18 protein-coding genes and 1 riboswitch are annotated in these 20,500 nt (G+C 61.9%); of the genes, 11 read left to right on the top strand and 7 right to left on the bottom strand.

Annotation, left to right across the window (positions count from 1 at the left end; all coding sequences use genetic code 11):
• Positions 1-141 precede the first annotated feature (141 nt).
• Together tkt and GYM54_RS16035 are read right to left on the bottom strand one after the other, a co-directional pair.
• Positions 142-2,139 (bottom strand): transketolase, encoded by a 1,998-nt coding sequence (gene tkt / locus GYM54_RS16040; RefSeq protein WP_131649558.1) that lies wholly within the window; start codon positions 2,137-2,139, stop codon positions 142-144.
• A 92-nt stretch (positions 2,140-2,231) separates the two neighbouring features.
• Positions 2,232-3,152, bottom strand: a complete 921-nt coding sequence (locus GYM54_RS16035) for a LysR substrate-binding domain-containing protein (RefSeq protein ID WP_131649557.1) — start codon at positions 3,150-3,152, stop codon at positions 2,232-2,234.
• 164 nt (positions 3,153-3,316) lie between these two features.
• On the opposite strand from GYM54_RS16035, the gene GYM54_RS16030 reads away from it, so the two are divergent.
• The 6 genes from GYM54_RS16030 to GYM54_RS16005 all read left to right on the top strand — a co-directional run bounded on the left by GYM54_RS16030 (position 3,317) and on the right by GYM54_RS16005 (position 9,854).
• Entirely contained in the window at positions 3,317-4,213 is an 897-nt protein-coding gene (locus GYM54_RS16030; protein ID WP_197444905.1) for a TauD/TfdA family dioxygenase, read from the top strand.
• Positions 4,210-4,812 (top strand): LysE family translocator, encoded by a 603-nt coding sequence (locus GYM54_RS16025; RefSeq protein WP_131649555.1) that lies wholly within the window; start codon positions 4,210-4,212, stop codon positions 4,810-4,812. Before GYM54_RS16030 ends, GYM54_RS16025 begins: the two co-directional genes overlap by 4 nt.
• 79 nt (positions 4,813-4,891) lie before the next feature.
• Positions 4,892-5,893, top strand: coding sequence for a metalloregulator ArsR/SmtB family transcription factor (locus GYM54_RS16020; RefSeq protein WP_197444904.1), 1,002 nt, complete (start codon positions 4,892-4,894; stop codon positions 5,891-5,893).
• 14 nt (positions 5,894-5,907) lie between these two features.
• Entirely contained in the window at positions 5,908-7,098 is a 1,191-nt protein-coding gene (gene metK / locus GYM54_RS16015) for a methionine adenosyltransferase (protein ID WP_181099580.1), read from the top strand.
• A 201-nt stretch (positions 7,099-7,299) separates the two neighbouring features.
• The gene (locus tag GYM54_RS16010; RefSeq protein ID WP_197444903.1) at positions 7,300-9,216 is read left to right on the top strand and encodes a phospholipase effector Tle1 domain-containing protein; all 1,917 of its coding nucleotides are present in this window, start codon (positions 7,300-7,302) and stop codon (positions 9,214-9,216) included.
• Positions 9,213-9,854, top strand: coding sequence for a DUF2931 family protein (locus GYM54_RS16005; RefSeq protein ID WP_197444902.1), 642 nt, complete (start codon positions 9,213-9,215; stop codon positions 9,852-9,854). Before GYM54_RS16010 ends, GYM54_RS16005 begins: the two co-directional genes overlap by 4 nt.
• Positions 9,855-9,921: 67 nt before the next feature.
• Here GYM54_RS16005 and GYM54_RS16000 read toward each other — a convergent pair whose 3' ends face one another.
• The 3 genes from GYM54_RS16000 to GYM54_RS15990 form a co-directional block, all read right to left on the bottom strand.
• A complete protein-coding gene (locus tag GYM54_RS16000) occupies positions 9,922-10,491 on the bottom strand; it encodes a DUF2780 domain-containing protein (protein ID WP_197444901.1) in 570 nt (189 codons plus the stop codon).
• Between the two features lie 64 nt (positions 10,492-10,555).
• On the bottom strand, positions 10,556-11,317 hold the full coding sequence (locus GYM54_RS15995) for an ABC transporter permease (RefSeq protein WP_197444900.1): 762 nt from the start codon (positions 11,315-11,317) through the stop codon (positions 10,556-10,558).
• The gene (locus GYM54_RS15990) at positions 11,314-12,243 is read right to left on the bottom strand and encodes an ABC transporter ATP-binding protein (RefSeq protein ID WP_197444899.1); all 930 of its coding nucleotides are present in this window, start codon (positions 12,241-12,243) and stop codon (positions 11,314-11,316) included. The genes GYM54_RS15995 and GYM54_RS15990 overlap by 4 nt, the downstream gene beginning before the upstream one ends.
• A 351-nt stretch (positions 12,244-12,594) precedes the next feature.
• Between GYM54_RS15990 and ligB the strand changes: the two genes are divergently transcribed.
• Entirely contained in the window at positions 12,595-14,265 is a 1,671-nt protein-coding gene (ligB, locus tag GYM54_RS15985; RefSeq protein ID WP_197444898.1) for an NAD-dependent DNA ligase LigB, read from the top strand.
• Positions 14,266-14,320: 55 nt separating this feature from the next.
• Positions 14,321-14,698, top strand: coding sequence for a DUF1090 family protein (locus tag GYM54_RS15980; protein WP_197444897.1), 378 nt, complete (start codon positions 14,321-14,323; stop codon positions 14,696-14,698).
• A gap of 29 nt (positions 14,699-14,727) precedes the next feature.
• Here the strand turns inward: GYM54_RS15980 and GYM54_RS15975 are convergent, their stop codons facing one another.
• On the bottom strand, positions 14,728-15,174 hold the full coding sequence (locus GYM54_RS15975; protein WP_197444896.1) for a cytochrome c: 447 nt from the start codon (positions 15,172-15,174) through the stop codon (positions 14,728-14,730).
• 67 nt (positions 15,175-15,241) lie between these two features.
• On the bottom strand, positions 15,242-15,676 hold the full coding sequence (locus GYM54_RS15970; RefSeq protein WP_181099560.1) for a hypothetical protein: 435 nt from the start codon (positions 15,674-15,676) through the stop codon (positions 15,242-15,244).
• A 239-nt stretch (positions 15,677-15,915) separates the two neighbouring features.
• A riboswitch (S-adenosyl-L-homocysteine riboswitch) is annotated at positions 15,916-16,066 on the top strand.
• A gap of 22 nt (positions 16,067-16,088) precedes the next feature.
• Here GYM54_RS15970 and ahcY point away from each other — a divergent pair.
• The 3 genes from ahcY to GYM54_RS15955 all read left to right on the top strand — a co-directional run bounded on the left by ahcY (position 16,089) and on the right by GYM54_RS15955 (position 20,486).
• On the top strand, positions 16,089-17,498 hold the full coding sequence (gene ahcY, locus GYM54_RS15965; RefSeq protein WP_197444895.1) for an adenosylhomocysteinase: 1,410 nt from the start codon (positions 16,089-16,091) through the stop codon (positions 17,496-17,498).
• Between the two features lie 85 nt (positions 17,499-17,583).
• Positions 17,584-18,435: a methylenetetrahydrofolate reductase [NAD(P)H] gene (metF, locus tag GYM54_RS15960; RefSeq protein ID WP_197444894.1), complete on the top strand. Its 852-nt coding sequence runs from the start codon at positions 17,584-17,586 to the stop codon at positions 18,433-18,435.
• Positions 18,436-18,671: 236 nt separating this feature from the next.
• Positions 18,672-20,486, top strand: coding sequence for a DEAD/DEAH box helicase (locus GYM54_RS15955; protein WP_181099555.1), 1,815 nt, complete (start codon positions 18,672-18,674; stop codon positions 20,484-20,486).
• Positions 20,487-20,500: the final 14 nt, after the last annotated feature.

Below are 20,500 nucleotides of genomic sequence, written 5' to 3'. Positions count from 1 at the left end.
AAGCTGGAAGCCGGAAGCTGGAAGTACTCATGCCGCTGGCACTTCCACCATCCAGCCGTAACCTCTCAGCTGCTGTGATCCCTTAAGCCTGATCCGGCTGCTTTTATTCAAGCCGCCAGCTTCAGGCTTCCAGCTGACTCGTTAGTCTTCCAACAGCTCTTCGGCAACCGCGAGAACGTTATCGACGGTAAAACCGAACTCCTCGAACAGCTGACCGGCCGGGGCCGACTCGCCGTAAGTGGTCATGCCGATGATTTGGCCTTCGAGGCCGACGTACTTGTACCAGTAGTCCGCATGCGCCGCCTCGATGGCGATGCGCGCACCGACTTCCACCGGCAGCACCTGCTGCTTGTAGGCGGCGTCCTGGGCATCGAACACGCTGGTGCAGGGCATGGACACCACGCGCACCTTACGACCTTGCGCGGTCAGCTTGTCGGCGGCGTCGACCGCCAGGCTCACTTCCGAACCAGTGGCGATCAGGATCAGCTCCGGCTCGCCTTCGCAGTTTTTCAGGATGTAGCCGCCGCGGGCGATGGCGGCCTCGGTTTCGTTGTCGCGTACGTGATAGGGCAGGTTCTGGCGCGAGAAAATCAGCGCGCTCGGGCCGTCCTTGCGCTCGACGGCATGCTTCCAGGCTACCGCGGACTCGACGGTGTCGGCCGGACGCCAAGTGTCCAGATTCGGCGTGGTACGCAGGCTGGTCAGTTGCTCGATCGGCTGGTGGGTCGGGCCGTCTTCGCCGAGGCCGATGGAGTCGTGAGTGAAGACGTAGATCACCCGCTGCTTCATCAGCGCCGACATACGCACGGCATTGCGCGCGTATTCCATGAACATCAGGAAGGTCGCGCCGTAGGGGATCAGTCCGCCATGCAGGGCGACGCCGTTCATGATCGCGGCCATGCCGAACTCGCGCACGCCGTAGTACATATAGTTGCCCGAGGCATCCTCGGCGACTACCGGCTTGCAGCCCTTCCAAAGGGTCAGGTTGGAGCCGGCCAGGTCCGCCGAGCCGCCGAGCAGTTCTGGCAGCAGCGGGCCGAAGGCGTTCAGGCAGTTCTGGCTGGCCTTGCGGCTGGCGATGGTCTCGCCCTTCGTGGCCACTTCGCGGATGAATTCGCTGGCTTTCTCGGCGAAGTCGGCGGGCAGTTCGCCGGCCATGCGCCGCTTGAATTCAGCGGCCAGCGCCGGGAATTCGGTTTCGTAGGCGGCGAAGCGCTTGTTCCATTCGTTTTCGGCGTCGGCGCCCTTCTGCTTGGCATCCCACTCGGCGTAGATCTCGGCGGGAATTTCGAACGGGCCGTGCTTCCAGCCCAGCGCCTCACGAGTCAAAGCGATTTCGGCGTCGCCAAGCGCGGCACCGTGGGATTCTTCCTTGCCCTGCTTGTTCGGCGAGCCAAAGCCGATGATGGTCTTGCAGCAAATCAGCGTCGGACGGTCGCTCTTGCGCGCGGTCTCGATGGCCATCTGAATCTCGTCTGCGTCGTGACCGTCGACGTTGCGAATCACCTGCCAGCCGTAGGCCTCGAAGCGGCGCGGGGTATCGTCGGTGAACCAGCCGTGCACTTCGCCATCGATGGAGATGCCGTTGTCATCGTAGAAGGCGGTGAGCTTGTTCAGCCCCAAGGTGCCGGCCAGCGAGCAGACTTCATGGGAGATGCCTTCCATCAGGCAGCCATCGCCGAGAAACACGTAGGTGTTGTGGTCGACGACCTGATGGCCGGGCTGGTTGAACTGCGCCGCCATGACCTTTTCCGCCAGGGCGAAGCCCACGGCGTTGGCCAGACCCTGACCGAGCGGGCCGGTGGTGGTCTCGACGCCGGCGGTGTAACCGAACTCCGGGTGGCCAGGCGTCTTGCTGTGCAGCTGGCGGAAATTCTTCAGGTCATCGATGGACAGGTCGTAGCCGGTCAGGTGCAGCAGCGAATAAATCAGCATCGAACCGTGGCCGTTGGACAGCACGAAGCGGTCGCGATCGGCCCACAAGGGGTTGGTCGGGCTGTGTTTCAGGTGGTCGCGCCAGAGTACTTCGGCGATGTCCGCCATGCCCATCGGGGCACCGGGATGGCCGCTGTTGGCTTTCTGCACAGCATCCATGCTGAGGGCGCGGATGGCATTGGCTCGCTCACGACGGCTGGGCATCGCTGAATCTCCTGCGGGGGTAGTACGTGAAAAAGGCGGCCATTTTCCCCTTTCGCGGGATGGGGGGCAATGACTGATGCGCGCTGCGCGTTCTAGTCGAGCAGACTGACGCCGCAGCTTCCGGCATCCGGCAGATGCCGCAGCAGGTAATCCTTCATCCGAGTGAGCGTTTCCGGGGTTTCGCCGGTCGCCGGCCAGACCAGATAGTAGCTATCGCCGGAGCGCACCGCCTGCTCGAACGGCAGCGCCAGCGTGCCCTTGTGCAGCTCCGCACCGACCAGTGCGAGATCGCCGATGGAGACGCCATGCCCCTGCGCTGCGGCGGAGATGCCCAGTTCCAGCGTGTCGAACAGTTTGCCCTGCTGCCACGCGATCACGTCGATCAGCCCGACCCGCTGCAGCCAACGCCGCCAGTCGCGGCAGTCACGCGACGGATGGATCAACTCGGCGGACGCCAGCTGGGACGCGGTCCAGCATCCGTCACCGAGGATGTCCGGTGAACACACGGGCACCAGCCATTCATCGAACAACTTCACGCGGTTCCAGTCAGCCGGGAAACCGCCGTGTCCGAGCAGAATCGCGCAATCGAACGGCTCGTTATGAAAATCCACCGCGTCCAGGTCCATCCAGGCACTGGTGAGCTGTACCTGATTCTGCGGGTGGGCTAGCTGGAATGTTTCCAGCGCACCCAGCAACCAGCGCATGGTCAGCGTCGACGGGGCCTTCAGCCGGAGCGCGTTCTGCTGTCGATTGACCGCGATGCAGGCGTTTTCGATGGTGCGAAAGCCCACCTTGAGTTCCTGCGCCAGCATCCGCCCCGTGTCGGTCAGCGCCAGCTTGGAGCCGCGCCGGTCGAAGAGCTGACAACCGAGATTCTCCTCGAGTGCCTTCACATGCCGGCTGACCGCGCTCTGCGTGATGCACAGGCTTTCAGCCGCCTGGGTGAACGAGCCGAATCGCGCCGCCACTTCGAAAGCTCGCAGCGCATACAGGGGAGGCATCCGCACTGTCATGCCGCCCCACTCCGGCATGAGTAAAACTCATGACAGCCGGCCCTTTTTTCCATTTTTCAACCCTCCGAACCCCACCAATACTGCGCCAGCAGCCGAGCCAACAGTGCGATGGCTTCGGCTCACAAGCGTGGCGTATGCCGTAGAAAACCGCAGGGAAGAATGACATGTCCAATCGCAACTTTGACCTACTTTTGTCTGCCGCCATCCGTAACGGGGGACTGGGCCAGGAGCAGATTGCGCAGATTCTCGATTTCAAGGTGTTCGGCAACCCGCAGGGTTTTCTACGGCTGCAAGGCATGGAGATAGGCGATATCCCGCCGACACCTCAATCCCGCGCCGACGTGCACAAGCCGGACGAGCGCAGCGAAAAGCTGCTGCTGCAAGCCACCGCCCTGCTGGGTGACCCGATCGGCTACGTGCAGGAATCCGGCGGCTGCATCGTCAACAACCTCTTCCCGCAGCCGACACAATCGCGCGCCGCCAGCTCGGACAGCTTCGATACCGAGCTCGACCTGCATACCGAAAACGCCTTTCATGCGATCCAGCCGGACTACCTGCTACTGCTTTGCCTGCGCCAGGATCCTACAGCGCAAGCCATTACCTACATCGCTTCGGTCGATCGCATCCTTGAGCACCTGAGCTACGAGCAGCAGGCTTTCTTTCTCAACGAGCCCTACAACTTTTTCTCTGATTACGGCCCAACCGAGAAGAACCAGCGCATCGACATCAATAAACATCAGACCGTGCTGTACGGCGACCCCGATGCGCCCTTCTTTCGCTTCGATCCCCAGTTCATGGTGGCCTACAGCGACCGCGCGCAGCACTCGCTCGATGCGTTGCGCCGCATCGCCTGGGACGTCGTCGAGCCGGTACGGCTAGCCCGCAGCGATCTGCTGATCATCGACAATCGACGCACCGCGCACGCGCGCAGCCCCTTCCCAGCCCGCTTCGATGGCAGCGACCGCTGGATGCAGCGCACCTTCGCCAGCTGCAACCTGGCTTTCTACACCGAAAAATTGGGCCGCCAATCACGCATCTTCGAGCTGGTGACCGAGCTATGAGCGCCACTTACTTAGCCTTTGCCGCCGCGGTCACCTTGCTGATCGCCTCCCCAGGGCCAGTGGTCGCGCTGGTCATCGCCGATGCGCGGCGCAGCTGGCCGGCCTGGACCATTCTCGGCGGCGTGCTCTCTGCTCAGCTTCTGTTGATCGCCGCCCTGGTACTGATCTATCTGGCGCTCGATCTGAAGCCGGCCATTCTTGAATGGGGCCAGGTACTCGGTGGCCTCTATCTGATCTGGCTCGGCGCGGATGGCCTGTGTGGCGGCGATGACGAAAAACCGAAACAGGGGCGGCCACACGCGCATTACTTCTGGCGTGCGATGGCGGTAGGCTTGTCGAACCCCAAGGACATCCTGTTCTTTCTCGCGTTTCTGCCGGGGTTCATTCTTCCCGCGCAACCCTTCGCGCCCCAGGCCGCAGCACTGATCATCATCTGGGCATTGGTCGATGTGTCCATTCTGGTCGCCTACAGCCTGGTATCACGTCGCCTGTCCAGTCACGACAAACTGCAGCGGGCACTCGACCTGCTACCGAGCTTCTTCCTGCTCGCCCTCGGGTTGGTGTCGTGCGCAATGGGCATTAACAGCCTGGTGAGCTGAACAGCCGGCTTGTCCAATATCAAAACTTTTTGATACTGCCATTGCTGGACGAAAAACGACCGACTAGACTGCGCGACTTATGAGCCTGCGCATCCCCCGGATTTCCTTCGACGACAGCGATCAGCTCGCCGCCCTGTGCAAGGCCGGCGGCGACTCGTTGCGGCTGAATGTGTTGCGGGCGCTGGCCAGCGATTCGTTCGGCGTACTGGAGCTGGCGCAGATCTTCGCCACCGGCCAGTCCGGCATCAGCCACCACCTGAAAGTGCTGAGCCAGGCCGGTCTGCTGGCGACACGACGTGAAGGCAACGCCATCTTCTATCGTCGCAGCCTGCCCCAGGGCGAATCTCTCGGCGGCAAGCTGCATGCCGCCCTGCTGGAGGAAGTCGATCAACTGATATTGCCAGTCGACGTCCAGACTCGGATTAGCGCGGTGCATGCCCAGCGCAGCGCCGCCAGCGAAGACTTTTTCACGCGCATGGCTGGCAGCTTCCAGGCACGCCAGGATTTGATCGCCGGACTGCCGCAATACCGCGATAGCGTGGTGGCGCTGCTCGATGCACTGAACTTCGCGCCGACTGCGACCGCGCTGGAAGTCGGCCCCGGCGATGGCAGTTTTCTACCGGAGCTGGCCGCACGCTTCGCGCGGGTGATCGCTGTCGACAACAGCCCGGCGATGCTCGAACTGGCGCGCACACGTTGCGAAGAAGAGGCGCTGGACAACGTCGAATTGAAACTCGCCGATGCTTTACAGGACGAATGCCCATCGGCCGATTGCGTCGTGTTGAACATGGTTCTGCATCACCTGGCCGCGCCGGGTGATGCGCTCAAGCAACTGGCGCGGCTGGTGAACGCGGGCGGCAGCCTGCTACTCACCGAGCTGTGCAGCCACAATCAGAGTTGGGCCAGGAAGGCCTGCGGCGATCTCTGGTTGGGCTTCGAACAGGACGATCTGGCCCGTTGGGCCGATGCCGCGGGGCTCACGCCCGGCGAGAGCCTCTACATTGGCTTGAAGAACGGTTTTCAGATCCAGGCCCGGTACTTTTCCCGGCCCGCCACTGACAGCCGACTCACCCACCGGTAATTAGGAACCGATAGATGAGCGAATATTCGATTTTCACCTCCGAGTCCGTGTCCGAAGGGCACCCGGACAAGATCGCCGACCAGATCTCCGATGCGGTGCTGGACGCAATCATCGCCGAAGACAAACACGCCCGCGTGGCCTGTGAAACCCTGGTCAAGACCGGTGTGGCGATCGTCGCCGGCGAAGTCACCACCAGCGCCTGGGTTGACCTTGAGCAGTTGGTGCGCGACGTCATCATCGACATCGGCTACAACAGCTCGGAAGTCGGCTTCGATGGCGCCACCTGCGGCATCATCAATATCATCGGCAAGCAGTCGGTAGATATCGCCCAGGGCGTCGACCGCAGTAAGCCGGAAGACCAGGGCGCGGGAGATCAGGGCCTGATGTTCGGCTACGCCAGCAACGAAACCGATGTGCTGATGCCCGCGCCGATCCGCTTTTCCCATGCACTGGTCGAGCGCCAGGCCGAAGCGCGCAAGAACGGCCTGCTGCCGTGGCTGCGCCCGGATGCCAAGAGCCAGGTCACCTGCCGTTACGAAGGCGGTAAAGTCGTAGGCATCGACGCCATCGTCCTCTCCACCCAGCACAACCCCGAGGTCAAGCATTCCGACCTCAAGGAAGCGGTGATGGAGTTGATCGTCAAGCACGTCATCCCGGCCGAATTGCTGCACAAGGACACCCAGTTCCACATCAACCCGACCGGCCAGTTCATCATCGGCGGCCCAGTGGGCGACTGCGGCCTGACCGGGCGCAAGATCATCGTAGACACCTACGGCGGCATGGCCCGTCACGGCGGCGGAGCCTTCTCCGGCAAGGACCCGTCCAAGGTCGACCGTTCGGCGGCCTACGCCGGCCGCTACGTGGCCAAGAATATCGTCGCCGCAGGCCTCGCCGAGCGCTGCGAAATCCAAGTTTCCTACGCCATCGGCGTGGCCCAGCCGACCTCGATCTCGATCAACACCTTCGGCACCGGCAAGCTCAGCGACGAGCGAATCGTCGCCCTGGTGCGCGAGCATTTCGACCTGCGTCCCTACGCGATCACCACCATGCTCGACCTGCTGCACCCGATGTACAAGGCTACTGCGGCCTACGGTCACTTCGGTCGCGATCCTTATGAAATGACGGTCGGTGGCGACACCTTCACCGCATTCACCTGGGAAAAGACCGACAAGGCCGACGCACTGCGCGCGGCTGCCGGGCTGTAAAGCAGCGGCAAGCTGCAGGCCTCATGCTGCAAGAAAGCCCCGCCAGCCCTGTGCTGACGGGGCTTTTCTTTTTTCGCTGCGCAAGTTCTGGCACGGCCGGGGCACAGGCTGCGAACCAGCCCATAAAAAATGGAGCGTCGTTTGCGCTCGCTATTGCCTTGCGGCAAGGTGCCGGCTCGCATACCGATAAGGAGATTGGTCATGTCCGGCAAACCTGCCGCCCGCCTCGGTGATCCTACGGCCTGCCCAAAGACTGGGCACGGTAATAACCCCATCGCCACCGGCTCACCCGACGTACTGTTCGACAGCTTGCCCGCCGCTCGCCTGGGTGACGCCACCGGCTGTGGTAGTGCGCTATCGGGCAACCTCGTTTCCAAAGTACTGATCAACGGTAAACCGGCCGCCACGCTGGGCAGCGTTGGCGCTCACGGCGACGTGATCGTGGGCGGCTCCGGAACTGTCGTCATCGGCAACGCTTCAGTCTCGGCACCTTTTACACCGCCTGCACCCCTGAACCTTCAGCCAGCGGCGCAAGCTCAGGCCTTCGATAGGACCACATCGCTGCGCTCACCTCATCCGCCGCAACCGACTCCCAGCCAGGCCCGAGCGTTGGAGCAAGCAGACCCTGGCCGCGATGCTCCGCACGGCTTGGAAGAAGAGGAGGAAGAGGAAGAACTCGACTGCCGCCAGGCCGTCACCCTGCGCATCGGCGTGTTCTTCGACGGCACCGGCAACAACGCAAGTAATAGTGCTGTCGGCGCGCAGTGCCGCGCCTCGGATATTGGTTTGGGCGAGGAAGAAACGTTGGCGATCGTGCAGCGCTGCGAAGCTCACCACCTCGATCCGGATAGTAGTTATGGGAACGATATGAGCAATATCTGGCGGTTGTATGACTTGTATCAGGACGATTCCGGCCAGCCATTGGCAGAAGAACTGACTCAAGCCACTCTCCGTATTTATGTAACTGGCATCGGTACAACGACTGGCGAAAAGGACTCGCAGTTTCCTGGGCAGGCACTCGGGCGGGGCGACACCGGCGTTGAAGCCAAAGTCGACGAAGGTTTTTCGCTCATTACCCAGGCCTTGGATACATTCCAGCAGACAAACCCGAGTTCAGTACTCGGAGCCCTGGAGCTGGACATATTCGGCTTCAGTCGGGGCGCAGCGGCCGCTCGGCATTTCGCCAATCAGGTCAACAAGCGCGTCCAGGGGCCATTGGGTGCACTGCGTCGTAAGGGGAAATTCGTCCCCGGGCCAGGGTTCGACTGGCATCACAACGTCACCATCAATTTCATCGGTCTGTTCGATACGGTTGCAGCAATCGGCGGCTGGAACGATTGGGCCAACCCCAGCGACGCCATAAACGGTGACATCGATCTTTACTTGGCGCCTGATGCGGCCCGCCAGGTCGTGCATCTGGTGGCTCGTGACGAACACCGCCGCAACTTCTCCCTCAACCGGGTCTCTTCGCCACACCGCGAAATCATGCTGCCAGGCGCTCACTCAGACCTGGGCGGCGGTTACCTGAAAGAGTCCGTGGAACGCCTCTACCTCGTTCGCCCGCGCCGCAACTGGGTCAGCCGTGAGACCGATCCGCTGCGCACGCTGGCTTATCAACAGGCGCAGCAGGACACCGCTCTCGCTCACCAAGCCGATCTGCTCGATCCGCAGGACCACGCCGCTCGCCTGGCAACCGATGCTTGGGAATATTTCCCGCCACTCAGCGGTTCGCGCAACGACCAGATGAAATACGTAATAGCAGCGCCCTATCTGGAGCGCACGGTGTATGGGCATTTGTCTCGGGTGTATCTGCGAGTAATGCATGCGTTGGCAGTTGACGAGAAAGTGCCTTTCAAGGAGATACCTGAAACTGAGGACTTGATCGTGCCAGAGGAACTCCTATCTATCGGCAAGAAGTTGCTGGCGCGGGCGATGGGGGGCAGTGGATTACTGGATGAGGATGAAGAACGGCTGCTTCGCCAGCGCTATATCCACCTTTCGTCTAATTGGAATGCCGCGATTGGACAGGGCGGTGGCAGATGGAGCGTAGTTTTCGTAAATGCCCCGGCCGAGAACGGCCGCGTGCATCACGACGATACCTTGGGAGCGAAGCGATGAAATCGGTATTGCTTGGCCTGCTAGCTTTCCTGCTCTCAGGTTGCGCCACTCCCGAACAGTACGCAGGCAACCTGCCCTATCCGTATTGGCGCCTGGGCTTTCTCGCTCCGGACTATATGGAAGTTTGGGTGGAAACCGCCGATGTGGAAGATATTCGCGAACACAAATTCTTCCACGTAGGCAGCGGCATAGCTGCCGTTCGCACGCCATCTGAAGGCAAAGGAAATGCTGCCGGATGGGGCAAACGCTTCGGCTGGGGCGCGGGCCGCCACGTTAACGGAGCCGAGCTACCCAGGCGCATTTATGTACGCTGGCAGTCGCTCGCGGAGCCACAAACCTACCGGGTCACTCTTGAGATTCCTGAGCGTGCGCGGCAATTGATGAATGAGCGGCTCGACCCGCCCTGCCGCACCAGTGACTACCGCCATGCTCTGGCGCTGGGGCTCGCCCCTGGCGGTGTGGTAAGAGGCTGGGTAATGAGCACCTGCGGTGGTCCCATCGAGGTTCTACGCGCCCAGGCGGAAATCGAGCCCAAAGGGCCATCCCAAGGCAAGACCGGCGGTCGATACGCATTGCCGTTAGAGCCTGAATCCAAAGCCTACATAGATAAAAACGGCATCCCTTACGGCTCCTGGTAGCTCACGCTCTGCGGAATGAAAAAGCCCCGCCGGCAATACCGAACGGGGCTTCTATGCCGAGCGTGAATCAAGCGCCGCCAACATCCCAGATGCCGCCCAAGCTCTGCAACAGCGAGCCGCCCACTCCTTGACTGCCCAAATACTGCAGCAGAATCGGCGCGAACTGGCCGACCATGCCGGCATCCATGCCCAGCGCGGAGAATGCCTGGTTGACGTCGCCCAGACTCTGCACGTTGTCCACCGCGGCGGCCGTCTGCGCATTGACACTGGTATCCGACTGACCCAGCAGTCCAGTCAGCGCACCCAGTTGGCCGAGCTGATCCAGCCCGCTGTCGCCGGTGAGTTTGTCGATGCCCGGCACGGATTTGGCCAGCTGGGCGTAATCGGCGCTGCCCAATTGCTGTTTTGCCAGTTGCAGCAGCGCCCCGCTGCCACCAAGAGCTTGGGTGGGCGTGACGTCTAGCTCGTCGAGCTGACCGATAAGGTTAAGCGCCTGGCCCTGCGACGAGTTCTGCGTGGCGCCGTTGCCGGTGATGCCCGAAACCGCCCGTGCAGCCTCGCCAAGATCGAAGGCGGTAGCCGAGCCGGCTGCCAGACTGAGAGCGGCCAGAACGGCGAGAGAAGAAACAAGTTTCATGTTTGCCTCGAAAAGAAGGGTGCATTGCATGTTACCGGCGATGCGGGTCGGAAAGCGTTGTGACTCAATTCTTCAGCCGGTAACCCGTCCGGAATATCCACCATACGGCCAGCAGGCAGGCGATGAGAAAGCCGAAAATCATCGCCAGGCTGATACCGACACCGATGTCCGAAACACCGTAGAAGCTCCAACGGAAACCGCTGATCAGGTAGACCACCGGATTGAACAGGGTGATCTTCTGCCACAGCGGCGGCAGCATCTCGATCGAATAGAAGCTGCCGCCGAGAAAGGCCAACGGCATGACGACCAGCGACGGCACGATCTGCAGCTTTTCCCAGCCGTCAGCCCAGATACCGATGATGAAGCCGAACAGACAAAAGGTCACCGCCGTGAGCACCAGAAATAGCGCCATCATCAGCGGATGCTGGATCTGATAATCGACGAACAGCCGCGCGGTGACCAGAATCACCAAGCCAAGAATGATGGACTTGGTCGCAGCCGCGCCGACGTAGCCGATGACGATTTCCAGATAGGAAACCGGCGCCGACAGGACCTCATAGATGGTCCCGGAATAGCGCGGCATGTAGATACCAAACGAGGCGTTGGAAACACTCTCCGTCAGCAGCGCCATCATGATCAGGCCGGGAATGATGAAAGCACCGTACGGGATACCGTGCATGGCTTCCATCCGCGAACCAATCGCCGAGCCGAACACCACGAAGTACAGCGATGTGGAAATGACCGGCGTGGCGATGCTCTGCAGCAACGTACGCCAGGTGCGTGCCAGCTCAAATAAGTAAATGGCGCGGATTGCATGGAAGTTCATGTGCGGCTTCCCTTTACCAGGTTGACGAAGATTTCTTCCAGCGAGCTCTGACTCGATTGCAGATCCTTGAAATCGATCCCGTGTGCCGCGAGACGTCTGAGCAGATCGGCGATGCCGGTGTCCTCGTGCTGGGCATCGAAGGTAAAGACCAGTTCGTTGCCGCCGTCGATCAACTCCAGCGGATATCCAGCCAGCTCCGCCGGGATTTCTGCCAGCGGCCGTTGCAGGTGCAGTGTCAGCTGCTTCTTGCCGAGCTTGTGCATCAGGACGTGCTTGTCCTCGACCAGAATGATCTCGCCCCGGCTGATCACGCCGATGCGATCGGCCATTTCCTCCGCCTCTTCGATGTAGTGCGTGGTGAGGATGATGGTCACGCCGCGCTCACGCAGACCGCGAACCATCTCCCACATGTCCCGGCGCAGCTCGACATCGACGCCAGCGGTGGGCTCGTCGAGAAACAGGATGCTCGGCTCGTGGGACAGCGCCTTGGCGATCATCACCCGGCGCTTCATGCCGCCGGACAGCTCGATGATGCGCGCGCTTTTCTTGTCCCACAGCGACAGGTCGCGCAGCAGCTTTTCCAGATAGGCATCGTCCGGCGCCTTGCCGAACAGGCCGCGGGAGAAGCGCACCGTGGCCCAGACACTCTCGAAGCCTTCGTTGAACAATTCCTGCGGAACCAGACCGATCTTCGAGCGGGCTTGGCGGTAATCGCCAATGATGTCGTAACCATCGACGAGCACCCGCCCGCTACCGGGATTGACGATGCCGCAAATGATGCTGATCAACGTGGTCTTGCCCGCTCCGTTGGGCCCGAGCAGGGCGAAGATTTCGCCCTTGCGAATGTGCAGATCGATCTGCTTGAGCGCCCGATGCCCGGACGCATAAGTCTTGCTCAGTTGTTCGATGGAGATCACGGGTTGCACGGACTGATAACTCCATAAGGATTGACCGGCAATTGTAAGCGCAACTGGTTAGCTCGCTCATTAACCAGGTGCTGCGATGGGCTGCGAGGTGATCGCCGGCAGCGTCTGACACCCATCATAGGCAGCAGCCGGACTGGCGAAACCGCGCCATATCGCGCTGCGGACCCACACATTGGAGTGACTTGCGGCACGGTTTGATCGGCCGAGGTCCGACTGCCGAAGACTTTAAGCCGAAATTGTTTACCATGCGCCAGCACCGCCGCCGAGCACAGCGCGACCACGATCTAGTGAGTTGCCAGCCATGCCAAGCGGCTTACCCTGCATTTTCCAATCGAGCAAGGATGCTCCGCCATGTCACGCCTGATCGCGTTGACCCTGCTTCTTTTGACGTCCGCCGTACAGGCCAACTGTCCGGACTGGTCCGAATCACGCGCCACCAGCGAGCTCACTGCGCTGACCCAGCAGCTTCGGCTATGGGACGACGCCTATCACGGGCGTGGCATCTCGCTGGTGGACGATGAGCTCTACGACCAATCCCGCAGCCGGTTAAGGGCATGGCAAGCCTGCTTTCCGGGGATCGCCACGGACGCTTCGGATCCGCTGGCCAATAGCGCCGGCCCCATCGAGCACCCCATTGCTCAGACGGGGCTCACCAAACTGGCCGACGCGGCCTCGGTGCAGGCCTGGATCGAAGCGCGCAACGGCTTGTGGATCCAACCGAAAGTCGATGGCGTCGCGGTCACGTTGCACTACCGGAACGGCCGCCTCGTCCAAGCCATCAGTCGCGGCGATGGCAGCCATGGCCAAGACTGGACCGAGCGGGCCCGGCAACTACCAGCGATACCGCAAAGCCTGGCGAGCGATGGCGAGCTGATTCTGCAAGGCGAGCTTTACTGGCGTCTCGATGCGCATATCCAGATGCAGGCTGGCGGTGTCGGCGCGCGCGGCAAAATTTCCGGCGCCATGGCACGCCAGACCATCGACGACAGCATTGCGGCGCAGATTGGGCTGTTCGTTTGGGACTGGCCGAACGGGCCGGCACGGATGCAGACGCGCCTAGAGGGGCTCTCAGCCCTTGGCTTCAAAGCAAGCGCGGAACTGACCCAGCCAATCGGCGACCTGGCGCAAGCCGAGCGTTGGCGTAATCGCTGGTACCGTTACCCGCTGCCCTTCGCTACCGATGGCGTCGTGCTGCGCCAGGGCACGCGGCCGAACGGCACACGTTGGCAAGCTCAACCGCCGCACTGGGCGGCCGCCTGGAAATATCCGCTTCGCACCGCCCTGGCGCAGGTTCGGCAGGTGCAGTTCACGATCGGCCGCAGCGGCCGAATCACGCCGATTCTGCAGATCGAGCCGGTCCGGCTGGATGATCGCCACATCACCCGCGTCAGCCTCGGCTCCCTCGAACGCTGGCGTGCGGACGACATTCAGCCTGGCGATCAGGTCGCGATCAAGCTTGCCGGCCTGACGATTCCACAGTTGGATTCAGTCGTCTTGCGTGCGCAACAGCGGCAGGTGATCAAGGCGCCCGACCCCGCCAACTACCACTGGCAAAGCTGCTGGAACGCCAGCCCTGGCTGCGATCAGCAGTTCGTTGCCCGACTCGCCTGGCTGAGCGGCAAAAAGGGCCTGGACCTGCCGCGCCTGGGGCCGGGCACATGGAAGGCGCTGGTCGATGCAGGCGCGCTTCACGAACTGCTCGGCTGGCTCGATCTCGACGAGGCCGATCTTCATCGGATCCCTGGCATCGGCAAAACCAGCGCCGAAGCACTGATGGCCAGTTATCGACTCGCGCGCGAACGCCCATTCGCCGCCTGGCTGCGCGCAATCGGTCTACCGCCAAGCGGCAGTGCTTTCATCGAGACGGATTGGGAAACCCTCGCGGCCCGAAGCACCGCACAATGGCAGGCCGAGCCCGGAATCGGCGTCACCCGCGCCAACCAGTTGCATGCATTTTTCCGGGAGCCGGAAGTCGTCAAACTGCGTGATCGGCTACGCAACGCCGGGATAGCCGGTTTCTGACGGCACTTAGCCGGCTCGACTCAGTCAGAAGATCAACAATAAGAAAGGAGTCCCCATGTTCCGGCGAAGCATTCTCTCGCTGCTGCTCTTCGGCCTTTGCACTACGCAGCCATCCATTGCAGCACCGCAACCGGCGGAAGCCTGCCGTGACGCGCGCAAAATCCTTGGCGAGCAGATTCAGGATGCCCGCCTCAAGGGCGAGGACGCTCATCGCCGGGCGCTCGAAGAGCGCGTGACGAGCCTTAATGAACGCTGCCGCGGCATGATCCCGATCCAACCCAACCATGCAGAGGTGGAACGGGCGACTCGACTAGCCAGCGAGCGGGAAGCGCAGCTGCGCGAAGCGCTCGGAACGGGTGATGCGCAGATGATCGAACTGCACAAACGACGCCTGGATCAGGCTCGGGAAGAGCTCGAAGCGGCCAAGCGCTGAATGCAAAAGAGGCCTGATCAAGGCCCGTATCAATACGCACGAAACTCCTTGTGGCAAGCCTCGCAGGCATCCTCCACACGCTGAAAAGCCGGCGTGACGCTCTCGGTGGTCAGCGGCTTCTGAGCCGTCGCGGCGACCAGCGCGGCGGTATGCGCTTCCAGCTCGCGGGCCAGCTGATTGAAACGCTCTTGCTTGTGCCAGACGTCCTCGCGAGCATCGCTCTGCTCTTCCTTGACCTCCGGATAATGCTGCCAGGGTTGCCGCGACAGCTCGTCCAGCTTTGCCGCGCCGCTGGTAAAGCTCTGCGAATCGAACGGCAGCCGGCCTCGCAGCATGCCGCCAAGGTCTTCCTTGGTATCGAGCATCTGCTGATAAATGGCCTTGCGCTTGCCGAGCGGCGAGTCGGGATCGATGCGATCACAGCCGGCCAATGCGAAAACGGCGACCAGCAACACACTCAACGGGATCAGCTTCATGGTTCAACCACTCGAAACACGACGGCTGGCGATTATCCCCGCAAGCGGCTGTTTCACCAAACGTCCGCTACTGCGACCATTCACCGCCCGCGCTTTCGCAGTCGATCTTGGCCTGCGCGCGATCAGTCGATTCGTAGTTGTATGTCACGATGCGCGCGTCTTCAGGCAGGGTCGTTGGCGCTGGCGAGCCGTCCGCCTGCGTACCAGTGGCGCGTTCGTTGGCCAGCGTCTCCGGCGTGATCGCTGCGGTGCATACTCCGAAATGGCCAGACGGGCAGCTGTCGCGGATTTCACGCTGGGAATTCTTAACCGCCTCGGTGTCACTGCAAACCCAGTCAAGGGCTTCAACATCCAGCCCCTGGAATTCGAAGCACTTTTCGGTGACCACCGGCGGCGGCACGGCGCCCGAGGTTTCGGCTTTGACATAACAGGAATTGGCCGCCACTGGCAGGCTCAACGCAGCGATAGATGCAAGCAGAACAGAACGGAACAAGAGGTTCATGTTGGCAGCTCCTGTAGATCGTCGCCCGGCGAGGCTCACCGAACCTTCAGGTTCGACCACCGTGGTCCTGATGGAGTTCGGCAAACGGACGGCGCATCGGCGCGCGAGCCATGTATCGAATCGCGCTATGGGGCCAAGAACCCCGCCAGCATGCGCCGCGCCGGGCTTGGGATTACTCGCGGTCGCGGCTATAATCGCCGGGTTTCACGCGGTCGACACTGTTCGACCGTGCCCGCCACCTGTCCGAGGGGCGCTGCAGCAGGTTTTGATAACTGTTTGGATCTTGCAAGCCACGCTGTTTACCTGGCGCGCCGCAGCAGATCCAATCAAGCATCACCTGTCAGGCTCGGATGGGGCGTTAACCATACGCATCAACGGCGCCCATTCGCACAAAACGAATGGAGAACTCTTCATGAGCGCTGTCATGACGCCTGCCGGTTTCACTGATTTCAAGGTCGCCGACATTTCTTTGGCTGACTGGGGTCGCCGCGAGATCATCATCGCCGAATCGGAAATGCCCGCACTGATGGGCCTGCGCCGCAAGTACGCCGGCGAGCAGCCGCTCAAAGGCGCGAAGATCCTCGGCTGCATCCACATGACCATCCAGACTGCCGTACTGATCGAGACGCTAACCGCCCTTGGCGCCGAAGTACGCTGGTCCAGCTGCAATATCTTCTCTACCCAGGACCAGGCCGCTGCAGCCATCGCCGCCGCCGGCATCCCGGTATTCGCCTGGAAAGGCGAGACCGAAGAAGAATACGAATGGTGCATCGAGCAGACCATCCTCAAGGACGGCCAGCCTTGGGACGCCAACATGATCCTCGACGACGGCGGCGATTTGACCCAGATCCTGCACGATAAATTTCCGCAGGCGCTCGAGCGCATCCACGGCGTTACTGAGGAAACCACCACTGGCGTGCATCGCCTGCAGGACATGCTGAAGAAAGGCACCCTGAAGATCCCGGCGATCAACGTCAACGACTCGGTCACCAAGAGCAAGAACGACAACAAGTACGGCTGCCGTCACAGCCTCAACGACGCCATCAAGCGTGCCACCGACCATCTGCTGTCGGGCAAGCAGGCGCTGGTGATCGGCTACGGTGACGTAGGCAAGGGCTCGGCGCAGTCGCTGCGCCAGGAAGGCATGATCGTCAAGGTCTCGGAAGTCGACCCGATCTGCGCCATGCAGGCCTGCATGGACGGCTTCGAGCTGGTCTCCCCGTATAACAACGGCATCAATGACGGCACCGACGCCTGTATCGACGCCGCTCTGCTGGGCAAGATCGACCTGATCGTCACCACGACCGGCAACGCCAACGTCTGCGACGCGGGCATGCTCAAGGCGCTGAAGAAGCGCGCCGTGGTCTGCAACATCGGTCACTTCGACAACGAGATCGACACCGCCTTCATGCGCAAGAACTGGGCCTGGGAAGAGGTCAAGCCGCAGGTGCACAAGATCCACCGCACCGGCGCCGGCAGCTTCGATGCACAGAACGACGACTACCTGATCCTGCTCGCCGAAGGCCGCCTGGTGAACCTGGGCAACGCCACCGGTCACCCGAGCCGCATCATGGACGGCTCCTTCGCCAACCAGGTGCTGGCGCAAATCCACCTGTTCAACGAGAAGTTCGCCGACCTGCCGGTCGTGGAAAAGACCAAGAACGTCACCGTCATGGTCCTGCCGAAGAAGCTCGACGAGGAAGTCGCGGCTGAAATGGTCCGTGGCTTCGGCGGGGTGATCACCCAGCTGACGCCGAAGCAGGCCGAGTACATCGGCGTCGAGGTTGAAGGGCCGTTCAAGCCGGACAGCTATCGGTATTAATAGCTGGAAGTTGGAAGCCAGAAGTAGTCGGGGAGTTCCCGCTGCTTTGGCTTCCAGCTTCAGGCTTCAAGCTTGGTAAAAATAAATGACTTCTCTGAATCGCCCCTCCATCAGCTTCGAGTTCTTCCCCACCAAGACCGAAGCCGGGCATGAAAAACTGTTGGCCACCGCACGGCGACTGGCCGAGTACAAGCCGGACTTCTTCTCCTGCACCTATGGCGCTGGCGGCTCGACCCGCGATCGCACGCTGAACACCGTATTGCAGCTCGACGGCGAGGTGAAGGTGCCGACGGCGCCGCACCTGTCCTGCGTGGGCGACAGCAAGCAGGAGCTGCGCGAGCTGCTGAATCTCTACAAGGAAGCAGGCATCAAACGCATCGTCGCGCTACGGGGCGACCTGCCGTCGGGCATGGGCATGGCCAGCGGCGAGCTGCGCTACGCCAACGAACTGGTGGAATTCATTCGCGCCGAAACGGGCGATCACTTCCACATCGAAATCGCTGCCTACCCGGAGATGCATCCGCAGGCGCGCAATTTCGAGGACGACCTGGCCAACTTCGTGCGCAAGGCCAAGGCCGGCGCGAGCAGTGCCATTACCCAGTACTTCTTCAACGCTGACTGCTACTTCTACTTCGTCGAGCGGGTGCGCAAACTGGGTGTGGAGACGCCGATCGTGCCGGGCATCATGCCGATCACCAACTACAGCAAACTGGCGCGCTTCTCCGACGCCTGCGGCGCGGAAATCCCGCGCTGGGTGCGCAAGCAGCTGGAGTCCTATGGTGATGACATGCCCAGCATCCAGGCCTTCGGCGAGCAGGTCATCAGCGAGATGTCCGAGAAGCTGCTCGCTGGCGGCGCGCCGGGTCTGCACTTCTACACGCTGAACCAGGCCGAGCCGAGCCTGGCGATCTGGGACAACCTCGGGCTGTCCCGCTGATCACTTCGCCAGCTCCCTGCGAAACAGGGAGCTGGCCAATGAACCTGCGAACTGCCACACTGTCCCACCAATGCGGCGTTAACAAGCTCTGTTATACTCCGCGTTTCCGCCAGGCTTACGTCCGGATGTCGGCATTCTCCCAAATGCGACAGGACCGGACGGGATCGCACGCCAGTCGCGATTCGGGCCAGGCATGACCATCCCGGGGCTTCGCCCTCTACAAGACAGGATTACTCATGTCCTTTGCTTCCCTCGGTCTCTCCGAGGCTTTAGCCGGTGCCGTCGAGGCCGCTGGCTATACCCAGCCTACACCAGTGCAACAGCGGGCCATTCCCGCCGTGTTGCAAGGACGCGACCTGATGGTCGCCGCACAGACAGGCACCGGTAAGACCGGTGGGTTCGCCCTTCCTGTACTCGAATTGCTGTTTCCCGGCGGTCATCCAGACCGGGAACACCGCCACGGACCGCGCCAACCCCGCGTGCTGGTGCTGACACCGACCCGCGAACTCGCCGCGCAGGTGCACGACAGTTTCAAGGTCTACGCCCGCGATCTGCCGCTGAAAAGCGCAGTAATCTTCGGTGGCGTCGGCATGAATCCGCAGGTCCAGGCTATCGCCAAGGGCCTCGACGTGCTCGTGGCTTGCCCGGGCCGCCTGCTCGATCTGGCCAACCAGAAGGCCGTTGATCTCGGCCATGTGGAAATCCTCGTCCTCGATGAAGCCGACCGCATGCTCGACATGGGCTTCATCCATGACGTCAAGAAGGTGCTGGCCAAGCTGCCCGCCAAGCGGCAGAACCTGCTGTTCTCGGCAACCTTCTCCAAGGACATCACCGACCTGGCCGGCAAGCTGCTGCACGAGCCGGAGCGCATCGAGGTCACGCCGCCGAATACCACGGTCGAGCGCATCGAGCAGCGCGTGTTCCGCATCGCCTCCAGCCACAAGCGCGCGCTGCTTGCGCACCTGATCACTCAGGGCGCCTGGGAACAGGTGCTGGTGTTCACCCGTACCAAGCATGGCGCCAACCGCCTTGCCGAATACCTCGACAAGCACGGTCTGCCGGCTGTCGCGATTCACGGCAACAAGAGCCAGAACGCCAGGACCAAGGCACTGGCTGACTTCAAAGCCAATCAGGTAAGAATTCTGGTCGCCACCGATATCGCCGCTCGCGGCCTGGATATCGATCAGCTACCACATGTGGTCAACTTCGAGCTGCCCAACGTCGAGGAGGACTATGTCCACCGCATCGGCCGTACCGGCCGTGCCGGACGCAGCGGTGAGGCTATTTCGCTGGTCGCGCCGGACGAGGAAAAGCTGCTCAAGGGCATCGAGCGGATGACCAAGCAGAGGATTCCGGATGGCGACCTGATGGGCTTCGACGCGAGCACCATCGAGGCGGAAAAACCCGAAGTGCGCGAAGCGCGTCAGCCGCGACCAGCACGCAGCGGCGAGCGCAAGCCGCGTGCAGCCAAGGCGGCCGAAACCAGTGCTGAGCCAAAAGACCGTGAGCGCAACCGCCGCGGTCGGAACAAACCGCGCAACGCCAATGCCAGCCAAGGCTCGGCGACAGCAGAGGCCGCCACTACACCGGCCAATCGTCCTCCGCGCCTGCCCAGTGACCGTGATCCAGAAGTGTTTCTCGATGACGATCTGGACAACTTCGGCAATCGCGTCGATTACGTCAGCCCTTACCAGAACAAACAGGGCCGTGGCCGCCGCCCGGGCGCTCCCGCGCAACCCGGCACCGGCCAACCTCGTGCTGCGGCAGGGCCGCGCGGCGGCGGTGCGGGCTCGCCAGGCGCCGCCAGCAAAGGCAAACGGAAGCCAGGCCAACCCCGCGGCGAAGGTCAACCACGACGCAAGAACGAAGGACGTCGGATCGACAACGATAGCCGTGCCCGTCAGGATGTCGCGGCCAAGCCGAAGGAAAAGCAGCCAGTGATCATCCATAAGGAATCGAAACTCGATCGATTGCCAAGCGTGGAGCAACTGGATCAGCTTCCGACAAAGCCCCGCGGCGAGAAGCCCGCGTTGCTGACCCGCAATCGCTGATTCGGGACGCTAAA

The organism is Pseudomonas sp. MTM4 (assembly GCF_019355055.1).
In the GTDB taxonomy this organism is placed as follows: domain Bacteria; phylum Pseudomonadota; class Gammaproteobacteria; order Pseudomonadales; family Pseudomonadaceae; genus Stutzerimonas.
The sequence above is the reverse complement of the archived record's forward strand: the minus strand, read 5'-3'. Positions and strand labels throughout refer to the sequence as shown.

Coding starts and splice junctions, on each gene's coding strand:
- tkt (WP_131649558.1), bottom strand. CDS start 2,139: ATGCCCAGCCGTCGTGAGCGAGCCAATGCCATCCGCGCCCTCAGCATG.
- GYM54_RS16035 (WP_131649557.1), bottom strand. CDS start 3,152: ATGACAGTGCGGATGCCTCCCCTGTATGCGCTGCGAGCTTTCGAAGTG.
- GYM54_RS16030 (WP_197444905.1), top strand. CDS start 3,317: ATGTCCAATCGCAACTTTGACCTACTTTTGTCTGCCGCCATCCGTAAC.
- GYM54_RS16025 (WP_131649555.1), top strand. CDS start 4,210: ATGAGCGCCACTTACTTAGCCTTTGCCGCCGCGGTCACCTTGCTGATC.
- GYM54_RS16020 (WP_197444904.1), top strand. CDS start 4,892: ATGAGCCTGCGCATCCCCCGGATTTCCTTCGACGACAGCGATCAGCTC.
- metK (WP_181099580.1), top strand. CDS start 5,908: ATGAGCGAATATTCGATTTTCACCTCCGAGTCCGTGTCCGAAGGGCAC.
- GYM54_RS16010 (WP_197444903.1), top strand. CDS start 7,300: ATGTCCGGCAAACCTGCCGCCCGCCTCGGTGATCCTACGGCCTGCCCA.
- GYM54_RS16005 (WP_197444902.1), top strand. CDS start 9,213: ATGAAATCGGTATTGCTTGGCCTGCTAGCTTTCCTGCTCTCAGGTTGC.
- GYM54_RS16000 (WP_197444901.1), bottom strand. CDS start 10,491: ATGAAACTTGTTTCTTCTCTCGCCGTTCTGGCCGCTCTCAGTCTGGCA.
- GYM54_RS15995 (WP_197444900.1), bottom strand. CDS start 11,317: ATGAACTTCCATGCAATCCGCGCCATTTACTTATTTGAGCTGGCACGC.
- ligB (WP_197444898.1), top strand. CDS start 12,595: ATGTCACGCCTGATCGCGTTGACCCTGCTTCTTTTGACGTCCGCCGTA.
- GYM54_RS15980 (WP_197444897.1), top strand. CDS start 14,321: ATGTTCCGGCGAAGCATTCTCTCGCTGCTGCTCTTCGGCCTTTGCACT.
- GYM54_RS15975 (WP_197444896.1), bottom strand. CDS start 15,174: ATGAAGCTGATCCCGTTGAGTGTGTTGCTGGTCGCCGTTTTCGCATTG.
- GYM54_RS15970 (WP_181099560.1), bottom strand. CDS start 15,676: ATGAACCTCTTGTTCCGTTCTGTTCTGCTTGCATCTATCGCTGCGTTG.
- ahcY (WP_197444895.1), top strand. CDS start 16,089: ATGAGCGCTGTCATGACGCCTGCCGGTTTCACTGATTTCAAGGTCGCC.
- metF (WP_197444894.1), top strand. CDS start 17,584: ATGACTTCTCTGAATCGCCCCTCCATCAGCTTCGAGTTCTTCCCCACC.
- GYM54_RS15955 (WP_181099555.1), top strand. CDS start 18,672: ATGTCCTTTGCTTCCCTCGGTCTCTCCGAGGCTTTAGCCGGTGCCGTC.